10 protein-coding genes are annotated in these 13516 nt (G+C 48.0%); 4 read left to right on the top strand and 6 right to left on the bottom strand.

Features of this window, described 5'->3' with window-relative positions; genetic code table 11:
• Positions 1 to 311 precede the first annotated feature (311 nt).
• A complete protein-coding gene (locus NLBNIHML_RS20025; protein WP_339258593.1) occupies positions 312 to 2624 on the top strand; it encodes a helix-turn-helix domain-containing protein in 2313 nt (770 codons plus the stop codon).
• A gap of 325 nt (positions 2625 to 2949) precedes the next feature.
• Positions 2950 to 4485 carry an extracellular solute-binding protein gene (locus NLBNIHML_RS20020; protein ID WP_339258591.1) on the top strand — a complete coding sequence of 512 codons (1536 nt, stop codon included), beginning with the start codon at positions 2950 to 2952 and terminating at the stop codon, positions 4483 to 4485.
• Between the two features lie 75 nt (positions 4486 to 4560).
• On the opposite strand, the gene NLBNIHML_RS20015 is transcribed toward NLBNIHML_RS20020, so the two are convergent.
• The 6 genes from NLBNIHML_RS20015 to NLBNIHML_RS19990 all read right to left on the bottom strand — a co-directional run bounded on the left by NLBNIHML_RS20015 (position 4561) and on the right by NLBNIHML_RS19990 (position 11478).
• Entirely contained in the window at positions 4561 to 4800 is a 240-nt protein-coding gene (locus NLBNIHML_RS20015) for a YezD family protein (protein ID WP_339258590.1), read from the bottom strand.
• A 178-nt stretch (positions 4801 to 4978) separates the two neighbouring features.
• Positions 4979 to 5854 (bottom strand): sulfate ABC transporter permease subunit CysW, encoded by an 876-nt coding sequence (gene cysW, locus NLBNIHML_RS20010; RefSeq protein ID WP_339239297.1) that lies wholly within the window; start codon positions 5852 to 5854, stop codon positions 4979 to 4981.
• 67 nt (positions 5855 to 5921) lie between these two features.
• The gene (cysT, locus tag NLBNIHML_RS20005; RefSeq protein WP_339258588.1) at positions 5922 to 6758 is read right to left on the bottom strand and encodes a sulfate ABC transporter permease subunit CysT; all 837 of its coding nucleotides are present in this window, start codon (positions 6756 to 6758) and stop codon (positions 5922 to 5924) included.
• A gap of 87 nt (positions 6759 to 6845) precedes the next feature.
• Positions 6846 to 7925, bottom strand: a complete 1080-nt coding sequence (locus NLBNIHML_RS20000; protein ID WP_339258586.1) for a sulfate ABC transporter substrate-binding protein — start codon at positions 7923 to 7925, stop codon at positions 6846 to 6848.
• Positions 7926 to 8358: 433 nt separating this feature from the next.
• Positions 8359 to 10236, bottom strand: coding sequence for a rhamnogalacturonan lyase (locus NLBNIHML_RS19995; RefSeq protein ID WP_339258584.1), 1878 nt, complete (start codon positions 10234 to 10236; stop codon positions 8359 to 8361).
• Positions 10237 to 10422: 186 nt separating this feature from the next.
• Positions 10423 to 11478 (bottom strand): lactonase family protein, encoded by a 1056-nt coding sequence (locus NLBNIHML_RS19990; protein WP_339239293.1) that lies wholly within the window; start codon positions 11476 to 11478, stop codon positions 10423 to 10425.
• A gap of 235 nt (positions 11479 to 11713) precedes the next feature.
• On the opposite strand from NLBNIHML_RS19990, the gene NLBNIHML_RS19985 reads away from it, so the two are divergent.
• Both NLBNIHML_RS19985 and NLBNIHML_RS19980 read left to right on the top strand, forming a co-directional pair.
• On the top strand, positions 11714 to 12574 hold the full coding sequence (locus NLBNIHML_RS19985; RefSeq protein WP_339239291.1) for an AraC family transcriptional regulator: 861 nt from the start codon (positions 11714 to 11716) through the stop codon (positions 12572 to 12574).
• A gap of 158 nt (positions 12575 to 12732) precedes the next feature.
• Positions 12733 to 13416 carry an S-layer homology domain-containing protein gene (locus NLBNIHML_RS19980; RefSeq protein WP_339258582.1) on the top strand — a complete coding sequence of 228 codons (684 nt, stop codon included), beginning with the start codon at positions 12733 to 12735 and terminating at the stop codon, positions 13414 to 13416.
• The last annotated feature ends 100 nt before the right edge of the window (positions 13417 to 13516 follow it).

The following is a 13516-nucleotide window of genomic DNA, read 5'->3' as shown; positions in this document are numbered from 1 at the left end:
AGCATATGAGGACGAAAGTCTCTATCCAGATGTCTGATCTGCCGTTAATGTAGCATTAGGGAGCATTTCGCATCTATAGAACATATTCCGTTTTATATCAAAATCGTACGTTCCGATGATTTCCACCCCCAAAAAACAGAGGAAATACTAGTTTCGTTAATTAAGATATCTTTTTATGTAAACGCTTTATTAAATTGGTGTAAAATATGAGCAAGACGTTTGTTAAATTTCGGTCAACATGATTTCTTGTCCTCGGCCTGCTATATAATGATGAAGTTGTTCAGATATGAGGAATTGAAGGGGGAAAAAGGGTGCGTAAGCCATTTCAGTCTGTGAGATCCAAGATGGTTCTTTCCTACCTCACTGTCGTTCTTGTCATTGCGCTTCTTTTCGGCTCCATTTTCTATCTCTTCTTCTCCCATCAATACAGCAAAGAGATCCGAATCAATAATCAATTGTCGCTGAAAAGCACGGTTAATACTATTGAGAGCTCAGTAATCCAGAAGGTGAATCAGGTCTACCTGTCCCTGGTACTCGGTAACGCTGCAAATATTAATTTGGATAGCTTAAAAGGAAACCACAGCAAAATTTTGGACATCGAACAGTCCCTCATAAATATGGTGCAAAATTATTCCGATCTCATTGAAGCTATTCATGTGTACGATGCTAAGAACCACTTCGTTGTCTCATCTATATATGGGCTGATGCTCTATGAGGACACGCCTTCAAGTGCGGATCATACGACGGAATGGATTGCTGCGATGAAAGAAACCGAAGAAAGCTCCTTATGGATGCAGACTCGCATGGTTCCTCAGGATGCATATATCGAATCGCGGGGACAGAGCAACATGAGCCCTATCATTTCCTATGTCCACAGTTACCCGTTTCAATCTTCTGGAAAAGACAGCAAGGTCATGATTGCGATTGATATCAAAGAGTCAGCAATCAGTCAGATCATTAAAAATATGCTCCCTGCTGATTATGCGAATACATTAATCATCGATCAGGATGGAACTGTCATCTCTGCCGCAGACAAAACGTTAATAGGCAGTGCTACGGAAGAGAATCTGACTCAGTCACTGCTCTCTCTTCATTCTTCAGATGAGAACTTCGCGCCTGTATTTAACCATGACTCTTCTGTCGTTACGCAAGATCAATTTAAAGGAAATGCATGGCGAATCTATACGACCACGCCTAATGAGAGCTTCTACTATAAGCTGGATAGCTTGAAGGAAATTTCAGTTCTTCTAGGCTTATTGGCTGTAGCGGTTGGGATCGCGATGTCGTCCATTTTCACCAGGGCCAACTATAGTCCACTAAAACAAATCCTGAATAACATCAGGAGCCGGATGGATAGCCCAACCAGCCTCAAGCAGGACGAATACCGGTTCATCGATACAACGTTTAACAGTCTGTCCAATAAAGTTGATAGTCTTGAAGAAACCTTGCAGGCCAATCATAAGATGATTAAGCATAGTATCATGCTGAACATGTTGAATAACCGATTTACACCGGAAGAGCTGACAGAGCAACTGCAATCTGTGCATATTTCAATGGATTACTCCCGCTTCCGCTGCATCGTCATTGACCCCGTCAATGAGAAGTGGAAAGATCTACAGCCACGACAGTTGCAGCATACGTTGTACACGATGATTCAGCAACTTGAGATGGCAGACATGGAAGAAACAAAGCTGCTCGCAGAGGAATTGCAGGATCACAAAATCGGTGTAATCATCTGTACCAATCAATCCGAGGAACCTCTCTCTGATCACATTATTAACTTTATTCACACGGAGGCAAGAAGCAGATTTGGTCTTGAATTTGTACTTTCGTTAGGCGGCTGGGTAGAGCACTTCACGAAGATTCACACAAGCTATCATCAGGCGAATGCCTTGATTCGATACGCCTACTTCTTTCCCGATCAGTCTGCCATTCAGGATCTTGATCTGCTGAACAGGGAAGCCAGCGGTCTGGAGATTCCGGAATCATATCTCATTAATTTCGAGAAAAAATTGCAGACTCGGGATATGCAAGGTTCGGTCCAGGCCATTCAGGAATTGGTAGTGGCAATAAAGGAAGGCTCCTATTCAGCCGAATACAGTCGTATCATCTTATTAAAAACGGTATCTATATACGCTGAATGTATTCAACAGATGCGCCTGCAACCTGCCGAGGCGAGTTCATTGAATTTGTACAAGCAATTTTCATTGTTCTACAATATCAATCGCTATTCGGAATGGATGATCCATCTCGTGACTGAATTTGTGATGCACATGGAGAAACGAAGCGAGGTACGGAGTGTGGATACCATATCGGCGGTCAAAGCCTATATTCACGAGCACTTGTCGGGCGATCTCACGCTGGATCATGTCTCAGAGCAAGTATTCATCAGCCCTAAATATCTCAGTAAACTCTTCAAAGAAGAAACCGGGATTGTCTATTCCGAATATGTTACGAATCAGCGAATGGAACGCGCCCGGGAACTCATGACACAGCGTGAAATTACGGTTGAGCAGGTCGCAAGTACGGTCGGTTACCGCACTCCTGCCTATTTCATTAAGAAGTTCAAAGAAATTCACGGCTGTACGCCAAAAAACTTCATGCGCAGTCTAATGGAGCAGTAATCTATATAGGTTGAATTTAACATTTACACAAAAACGGAGAGGACAGAAAGAACCTGAAGAAGCGAAGCGTTCGCCTTTATTCCCGGATTTCACCCCTTTAGAAGAGGGATCAAAAGAAATCTGGGAATAACAGCGATCGGAAGGTTGTTCTGTCATCGGAGTGTCCGTGTAAATATTATTTGATTGAACCTATATAGAATTTAAAATTAGGAAAGGAGCTGCTATGAACATAAACCTTTTAAGAAAGTTATGTCTATTGATTGCTACATCTATTCTTATAGGATTGATGAGTGGGTGTACCTTTCTAGGGAGAGAAACAGCACAAGTGCAGCAGGAAAATCTAGCAAGCGCTGAGAAGAATACAGTACCACAGTATACGATATCCTGGACCATGCATCAGAATATCCCTGTTCCTGAGGACGCGGAGATGATTGCCTATATTGAGGATCGGTTTGATATCGATCTGGAGGTGTGGAACCTTGAGAACAAGCGGTACGAGGAACTGCTGGACCTGGAGCTGGCTCAGGGAAAAATACCGGATCTGTTCCGAATCAGGCAACCACATGATCTGCTTAAGTATCAAATGCAAGGCGTGTTAGCGGAGATTCCTCCTGAAGCACTTGAACAATATGCGCCAAATATTGTACAGCGAATTCGTGATTATGACTCACGTTATTTGGAGTACGGAAAAATAAATGGCAGCATCTATGGAATTCCGGTCATCAATCAGACCAACATCTATCGGACTCCTGTCGTATACCGGGAGGACTGGCTTAAAAGGCTGGGTCTGGACGTTCCGAAAACATTAGATGAATTCGAAGCGGTCATGTATGCTTTTGCTAAAGATGATCCGGACGGTAATGGCAAACAGGATACGTATGGGCTATCCAGAGAGGGCTTAAATGTCGTGTTTGGCGCCTTTGGACAATCTGTTTTTACCGAGCAGCTTTATTTTAATGAAAAAAACAACCAACTCGTGATCGGCGCTTTGGAGCCTGAGATGAAACAAGCCTTGGAGTATATACAGAAATGGTATCGGGATGGAATTATTGATCCTGAGTTTATCACGGGAGAGAATAAAGGCGGCTATAAACATCTGTCCCATGCTTTTATTAATGGTAAAATCGGGATGACCTCGATGGGAAATTACTATCATTGGAATCAAGAGGGAGATTACAGTGTCCTCAATGAAAATGGCGAGGAAACTCCGGTGAAACCCTCCTTCAATGTCAGTGAACTACTACAGAAGAATGCAGCCGCCAAGATTGTATTCGGTTCTCCGGTTATAGGTCCTGATGGACATAGCGGTTCCAAAGGGAATAATCTGCTGATGAATTTTATTGCTATAGGCGCTGAGGCTGCAAACGAGCCGGGAAAACTGGAGAAAATCTTGGAGATACTCGATTATGTAAGTGCCAACCCCGATCCGGTCGAGCAGATCAAAATGGAGTATGGCCTTCCAGGAAAGCACTGGGATTGGAGCGCTGAAGATTCAAAATCGTTCCATTTGCTTCGCCCATACAACCGAATGGAGAATTATACGAATATGATCGGCTCAAGTATTGGCATGATGGTTCCAGGTGCCCCCTCGGACAAACGTGAACAGTGGGCTGCATCTGCAGGGTTGACAGAGAATGGTATCTATAATCGCCTGGAGGTTGCAACCCCTGCCCTGATTCAATATTCATCGGAGTTGATTCGCATGAGAGACAGAGCGTATATCTCTATCATCACCGGCGATCAGCCTGTGGGGTATTTCGATACTTTTGTGGAAGAATTTAAGGATGCAGGTGGGCAACAGGTACTGCTTGAAGCGAATCATTGGTATAAGGAGCATAAGGGAACAAGTCGCACGCAATAGGTAGGACGTATTGGAAGCGTCACATCAAAAATCCACTACACTACCATCCTTGCTTCCCTGACGCAACGTCACTCTCTATCCCTTCGCACTCGCATTCGATCCGCGCAGTGAACGGGCTGAACTGCTTCGTGCCGTGCTTCCGGATTTGGAGGTGCTGCCTGAGGATGTGTTCTCAAAACGCTTGCGTTCGGTTCGCTCCATCTGCACAATCTGACCTTCGTGCACCACGATGTGTAAAGAACCAAACTCCATGTCATTCAGCTGTCCGGCAATTCGGTCCAACCATACCTCATCCACTTTTAACGGCTTAGCCATAGAGCCGCCTCCTCTTCTCGGGCTACTGCCCGCCATATTCCTTAGTCCGTTGTCATGCAACTGATTTATAAATCATTCTTATCCAACCTATATACTTGGTTTATACATTAGCAGGGCTTCCAGTAGCTGTCAATCTGTATTTTCTTCTTCCCATAATATGAAATTGATCCGCTTTGTATCACTTTTCCGAAACCGCTTTGTGACCAAGCCAGCTCTTGAGCAACAACGTGGCGAGAGCCAGAATCAGGAGCAGTGACGCTACGGCAAACGAAGCTGAGAATTGATATTCGTTATACAAAATCTCCACATGTAGCGGCAGCGTATTGGTCTCTCCGCGGATATGTCCGGACACCACAGATACCGCTCCGAACTCACCCATGGCACGGGCATTACACAGAATAATACCGTACAGCAGCCCCCATTTGATGTTGGGCAAGGTTACACTCCAGAAGATTCGCCACCCGGAAGCACCCAGCGTAACCGCTGCTTCCTCTTCCCGGGTTCCTTGGTCCTCCATTAGTGGAATTAACTCCCTGGCTACAAAGGGGAAGGTAATAAACAGTGTTGCAATGACAATGCCTGGCAGCGCAAAAATGATTTTGATATCATGTTCGGACAGCCATGGCCCAAACCACCCATTCGAACCAAAGACCAATACAAAGATCAAGCCGCCCACCACAGGTGAGATCGAAAAGGGAAGATCAATCAGGGTGATCATGAGTCCCTTGCCTTTGAACTGGAACTTGGTAATGACCCAGGCAGCAGCCACACCAAATATCGTATTCAGCGGCACCGTAATCGCCGCAACCAGTAACGTGAGTTTCAGTGCAGACATGGCATCCGGCTCGGTAAGAGCGGCAATGTATACACCCCAACCCTGTTTCAGGGCCTCCATGAGCACGATCACCAGCGGCAGAATAAGCAGCCACAATAACACCAGACTTGCAAGTCCGATCAATAACCATTTGACCCATGGAGCTTCCGTTGTTGCACGGTTCGTTCCACGGCCAGTCTTAACGGGTGGAACAGGACTCAGTGGAACGGAACCCGCCATATGCTGCACCTCCTTTGGTATGGGTAAGTGACGTCTTTAAATATCCTTATTCCATCATGCTCCATCGTCATGCCTTGCCCGCCTTCCGACTCCAACGTTGCAAAGAATTAATGATCAGCAGCAGGATGAAAGAAACCAGAAGCAGCAGCAAAGCTACCGCTGTAGCGCCTGCATAATCGAACTGCTCCAGCTTGGCCATGATCAGCAAGGGCGCAATCTCTGTTTTCATCGGCATATTACCTGAGATAAATACAACGGAGCCGTATTCACCAATGCCCCGGGCAAATGCCAGAGCGAACCCGGTCAATAGTGGCGGAATCAGATCCGGCAGCAGAATCGTACGGAATATCCGCCATCTTCCTGCGCCCAGTGTGGCAGCCGCTTCTTCCACCTCCGCCTCCAGCTCCTCCAATACCGGTTGCACCGTACGAACCACGAACGGAATGCCGATAAACATCAGCGCCAGCGTAATCCCAGCCTGGGAGTATGCGAGCTTAATACCCAAAGGCTCTACAAATTGTCCAATCCAGCCATTGCCGGCATAGATCGCCGTGAGGGCTACCCCCGCTACCGCCGTTGGCAAGGCAAAAGGCAGATCAATAACCGCATCGAATAGCCTTTTGCCCGGGAATTCATACCGAACAAGCACCCATGCCAGGAGCAGCCCCAGCACGAGATCGATCAGGGCCGCTGTACCTGCGGTTAGGAAGCTGACCTGGAAGGAAGCCAGCACCCTGGGATTGGTCGCAACCTCAATCATGGTTGCCCATGTCAGCCCTGTTGAGTTAAACAACAGCGCCGCCAATGGAATAAGTACAACCAGGCTCAGGTAGAGCACACTGTAACCCATCGTTAATCCGAATCCCGGCAATGTGCGTCTCCTCGCCAACATCACCTTGCTCATGTACGTTCATCCTCTCTGCCTTCAGCCGGTAAGGCTGGTTGGCCGCTTACAGCGCGATTGATCGGGTCTTCTATGAACAGAGCAATCTTAGCTGCCTGGAACATAGATCTGGTCGAAGATACCACCATCATTGAAATGTTTGGCCTGAGTATCCCGCCATGTACCGAATACATCTTTCAATGTGAACAGTTCAAGCGCCGGGAACTGATCTTTGAATTTTTCCTCCACGCTGTCCAGCGTTGGGCGGTAATAATTTTCAGCGGCAATCGTCTGTCCTTCTTCACTGTACAAATATTTCAGGTAGGCATCCGCCACGTCGCGGCTTCCTTTTTTGTCTGCATTTTTGTCCACAATCGCAACCGGGGGTTCTGCTAAGATACTAACCGAAGGCACGACAATATCGAATTTGTCCGGACCCAGCTCTTTTACCGATAGGAAAGCTTCATTCTCCCAGGCAAGTAGCACATCCCCAATGCCACGTTCAACAAACGTTGTCGTAGATCCGCGAGCACCCGAATCCAGCACAGGCGCATGTTTGAACAATTCACCAACGAATTCCTTCGCTTTCTCTTCATCATTGTTATTGTGCTTAAGGGCATACCCCCATGCCGCCAGATAATTCCAGCGTGCCCCGCCGGACGTTTTGGGATTCGGGGTGATGACTTGGGTATCCCCTTTGATCAGATCATCCCAGTCCTTGATGCCTTTGGGATTGCCTTTACGTACAAGGAATACAATCGTAGAGGTATACGGAGAGCTGTTATGCTCGTATTTGTCCTGCCAGCCTTCGTTAATCAGACCTTTATCTTCAATCGCATCAATATCGTATCCCAATGCCAGTGTCACCACGTCTGCATCCAGTCCGTCGATAACCGAACGACTCTGTTTGCCCGATCCCCCGTGGGATTGCTTGATCGTCACTTCCTGGCCCTTCTCTTTCAACCAATGCGCCGCAAACGCTTTGTTATATTGCTCATAGAGTTCCCGTGTTGGATCGTAGGAAACATTCAGCAGTTCGATAGGCTTAGTCCCTTCCTTGCCACCTTCCGCTCCCCCCGATGTTCCTGCTGCACTGGACCCGCCGCTATCCGACCCACATGCTGCCAGTACCCCTGTTAACACCAGTGCCAGACCAACCAGAATACCCTTGTGAATTCTCTTTTTCATCAAAAACACTCCCCCGATATCAATCTGCATGACTACCTCAGGCCGGCTGAACAGGATCGAACGCCCCGTAAAAAACAAGAAGACGGAGGAACCCCCGCGCACTTCTCCCCATAAAGTCATGCCGGCCCTGGGCCGTGTATGCTTTCATCCGGAAAGGATGCGCTGCGGTGTTCCTCCGTCTATACGGTGAGAACGTTATTCTGTTCAGGTTGCATGTTTTATTATTCCTACCTGTTTAGTAAGTTATATACGTATAATAAAGGCAGTCTATATACCTGTCAAACGTTTTTTCCGATTTTTACCGGATTTCTGCACCATTGGCAAAAAAAAGAGGAACAACGAACCATCGGCCGTTGTTCCCTTCAGCGAATCCCATGCTTCGCTGTTTACGATAAACATGTGCGGAGTTGGTCAGCCACACCTTGTCCATTCCTCATCTGCCCGCATACCGGATATTCGGTACCGGTGGTGGGTTCATGCCTTCGCCCAGATAAAAGCCGGTGTGCGGCGGCTGATTATAGGCTACATTTTGCCAAGCGACGCCAAGACGGTACACCGGATCATGCATCAGCGTGTAGATGCGTTTGTCGGTAACTGCTGTTGTGGTATAGATCCGCAGTGCTGAGCTGTCATTGGTCCGCCACACGACTTCCTCTCTCCAGTCCCCGAAGAGATCGGCCTGCAGATTCGGTGTAGACTTGGTTCCGTTGTTGGAAGAAACGCCGGATGCGGTGAGCAGGTTCATCGTTGTGCTGTTGGTATAATTCCACTTGTCGATTCGGTTGCTGTCCAACAGTTCACGGAGCAGGTCGCCATCCCACCAGATCCCAAAATTCGTGGAGGAAGGCAGGGTTGTCCCGAGTTTCTGCCCTTTGGCTGTGTACAGGCTGCCGTCTGCCCACACTTCGGCACCTTTATATCTTGGATCAATATCTGCTGCCATGCCGCGTCCAATATCCTTCGTTGTTTTGACTCCCCAGATTAATTGGCCTGTACCCGCATCACGGAATTCCACTCCGGCATTGGACGGTGTCTCATGGACCTGAAACACCTCAAGTCCAGGGCGGTCAGGGTCCAAGTCACTCAGATGCATGGCATCGCCATGATGAAGCCCTGTCGTATATAAGCCTTTGCCGTTATCATCCACCGCCATGGCGCCATAGACAATCTCGTCTTTCCCATCTCCATCTACGTCCGCCACACTCAGATTGTGATTGCCCTGTCCGGCATAACCCGAATTGCCCGAGGTATTGGAATCAAATGTCCACTGTTTGGTCAGCTGTCCATTCCGCCAGTTATACGCGACCAGTACTGTGCGGGTGTAGTATCCACGGGCCATGACCAGGCTTGGGCGCTCCCCATCCAGATAAGCAATGGCAGCAAGGAACCGGTCCACCCGGTTGCCATAGTTGTCTCCCCAGTCGGATACATTGCCACGCGCCGGTTCGTAATTCACCGTGGAGAGCGCTTTGCCAGTCTGCCCATTGAAAACCGTCAGGAATTCGGGGCCAGATAATACATAACCGCTGGAATTGCGGTAATCCTTGCTGGCATCCCCGATGACCACGCCAGTGCCATCCCTGGTGCCATCGGCTGTTTTCATCGCAACTTCGGCTTTGCCATCACCGTCGAGATCGTACACCATGAACTGGGTGTAATGAGCGCCGGCACGGATATTTTTGCCCAAACCAATTCGCCAGAGGCGTGTTCCGTTTAATTTGTAGGCATCGATAAACACTTCTCCGGTATAACCGCTCTGAGAGTTATCCTTGGAGTTGGAGGGGTCCCACTTCACGATCAATTCATACTCACCATCACCATCCAGGTCACCTGCACTAGCATCGTTAGCACTGTAAGTGTAGGCTACTCCATCAGGTGTTGTCCCACCAGCGGGTACACTCAGCGGTACAGATAGATAGTTGTTGCCCCATACGCTTGCTGCCGCTGAAGTAGCCTGCTCCGTTCCACTGACTACTGCGCGAACTGTGTATTTGGAACTGCTTGTCCCGCTTGCATCCTGAAGGTTCGTGCTGTTCGTTATGGGTGTAGCGTTCACCTTGGTTCCGTCCCGATAGACGTTAAACGATACATTCGAACCTTCCGTACCCAGAAGCCGCCAACTGACAAAAACACCTGTCCCCGTCTTCACAGCCACCACACCGCGATCGAGATATTCCATCTGTCTTGCACCCGCTGCATGTGTTACTGGCGTGTTGCCAAGGCCTAGCGAAGTGACCAGTAACGCGGAACTCAGCAGGGATACTCCGGCTGTACGTAATGTGCGCTTCCACAACGATGATCCTTTTCCCATAAACAATTGCCTCCCCAATTGTAGTGGTAAGCCCGCTGCCCTTGTAGCGCCATTTTCTGTGTAAGCGCTTTAATATATTTATTTTAAATTAAACATATAATTCCATCTATAGGTCTAATTTAGTAATTCAATGGATGGCATATAAAAAAGCCGAAGGATTTCTCCTTCGACTTATATAATTACAACTTATACCACAGGCGCAACACATACCGGACGAGGCAGTTCCAGCTTGAACCCGTTATGTGTCAAACGTCCGTCTTCTTCGCTGATCTGGAAACCTACGAGATTATTGCTATCCTGATTCGCCACGACCAGAATCCCACCCGGCAAAATATTGAAGTTACGCGGTGTCTGCCCAATCGTGGACGTCCACTCTACGGCTTCCAGCTCACCGCTCTCTTGGTCAATATGGTAGAGTACGATGCTGTCATCTCCCCGATTGGATGCATACAGGAAACGTCCACATGGAGATACACGGATGTCCGCAGCGGTACCCTCGCCTTTATGCCCTTCTGGAAGTGTGGATATGTGCTGCACCGTAGTGAATTCCCCTCTGCGCTCATCGTATAGGAATGCCGTAACCGTGTTGTTTAATTCATTGATGACATATGCCCACTTCGAGTTGGGATGGAACACAAGATGCCTTGGCCCTGCGCCTGGTGGCTGATCCATCTCACGATGGGTTACCAGACGTCCTTCTTCCAACCGATACACAATGATCTGATCCAGACCGAGGTCACATACGACAGCATACTGTCCGGACGGATCTGGCTGAATGGAGTGTGCATGCGGCCCTTCCTGGCGATCTTCGTTGATTCCACTTCCCGTGTGCTCCACCCATGCACTCATCTCACCAAGCGTCCCCTGATCGCCTACCGGAAATACATTGACACTGCCGCTGCTATAGTTGGATGAGAACACCCACTGACCATCCTTCGAGACAGACACATAACATGGAGAAGCTCCACGGGTCTGCTTTCGATCCATCAGGTGCAGTTCACTCGTTGCCGCATCTCTGCGATACACCAACACCTCTCCCTCGTCCGTCTCACTCGCCACATACAGACAGTTGCCATCCGGGCATAGCGCCAGATAAGACGGATTATTCACACCATCCATGTGATTGACGATTCGCATCTCTCCTGTATCCGCATTCAACGCACATAGAAATATTCCTGGTTCTTCCGCTGACGCATACGTACCTGTATAGAAAAGTGTTTCCTGAGTTGTGACTGGTTCCATATCTCAATCTCTCCCTTATCCTATATATTCTCTGGTCTTATTCTTCCCACTATGATGTACTTACCCAATTCACGGGCAACTGCTTCACTTCCTGTAACGTGGCTTTCTATATTCAGAATAACTCCGCTCAGCGCTCTCATATCTGTCATTGACTCCCTTACCCCCGCTCACCATAATACAAAGTATGAGACCTAACAACAGACCACCCCTACAGCGTAAATCTGACGGATTTCGTATGCAAAAACTCATGGTGCTTCCAGACTCACTGCTGCAAGAAACCGCAGCTTATCCGGCCACGTCCGGATTATACGTTACCGATATCGGTTACTTTCACGAAGCGGAACATCATTACCGTGACCGTCCCGATGGTTGTGAATCACACATTCTGATGTACTGTGCCCAAGGCACAGGTTGGTATACGATGGAGGGCAGCAAGACATATGATGTCCGCCCGGGAAACCTTGTCGTATTGCCTGCACATATTCCTCATGTGTATGGTGCCAACGTAGCTGAACCATGGAGTATCTTCTGGATTCATCTGCGCGGGGAACACGCTTTAACCTACATAGAACCATTGCTAACCCATCATATTACTACGATGCCACCGACCAAGGCCCAAAAATGGCTCGAGCTGTTCCATGAATGTTACGGCGCGCTAGAGACGGGTTACTCCATGCAGACGATGACATATGCCTCCCAGATTATCGGTTATATGCTTGGTATGCTCGCTTATGGACCGGAGACGACAGGAACAGATGGTGGGATTGTGAGCAGCAAACGTGCGGCAGAACAATCCGTTCAATACATGCTGGAGCACCTGGAGAACGGAATCACCCTCAAGGAACTGGCGGCACATGCCCGGCTGTCTGTCCCTCATTACTCACAGTTGTTCAAGCAAGCGACCGGGCATTCACCCATCGATTATTTCCTGCGGCTCAAGATCCAGCATTCCTGCCGCTATCTGGATTTTACCGATTGGACTGTGAAGCAGATCAGTTCCGAGCTTGGATTCAAGGACCCTTACTACTTCTCCCGTCTGTTCAGCAAAATGATGGGACGTTCACCCACGGATTATCGAAATAAATCCAAAGGATAGATGCCGTATGCTTCACAAGTTCTTCAACTAAAATCTTTTGGAATGGTTATCTACTCCATTGGAAAATTTCAGCAACCTTTTGAACAGTAGGGTCGTCTATAGGGGCAAATAACTTTTATATAAAGGGATCATCCCTGGAAAAGTGAGGCGAACCTATTATGAAAAAAAATATACTAGCTACATTAACTGCGGGAGCTCTGCTCACGCTGTCTCTAAGTGCAGGCCCGATCAACGCTGCGCAGGCCCAATTCACGGATATTCAAGGTATCACAGGAGCAGACAAAATCGAATCTCTCCATCAGGATGGATTCATCAAAGGTGTGAGCGACAGCTTGTTCAAACCTGAACTGGAGTTAAATAACGCCCAGGGCATTCAACTGATTGCGGACGGACTGAATCTGAATCTGGATACGATTCGGTTTATCAAAATGCCGGTACCCAGTGACTACTTCTCTGCTGTAAAAGATGGCGTGTGGTATAGTGATGCATTTATCCGCGCCCAATATAATGGCATTCAGATGTCACAGGATATCGATCCGTCCAAACCACTCACTCGTGAACAATTCACCCTGTTCCTGATGCAAGGCATCGAGGCCAAAGGCGGTCTGCCGATGATTAATATCAAACCTGTGGACATTACCGATGAAAAGGAACTTACCCCTGCGTATCAAGGCGCCATTCAGCGTTCAATCGTTCTCAAAATTAATGAACTGGATGCCGACGGCAACTTCAAACCGAAACAAACGATTACTCGTGCCGAAGCAGCAGTGATGATGTATAACGCAATTGAATACATGGAATCGTTCCATGCACCGCAAATCCCGGAAATACCTGAAAAGTAATCATTTCATGGTGGAAACCACGAATTCACTTGAGTGGTGAATCCGCTCAAGTGGAGTCACCGTGAGTGGACTTTTCCATACAGCCCCCATATGCCAAACA

Source organism: Paenibacillus sp. JNU01 (assembly GCF_059130585.1).
The sequence above is the reverse complement of the archived record's forward strand: the minus strand, read 5'-3'. Positions and strand labels throughout refer to the sequence as shown.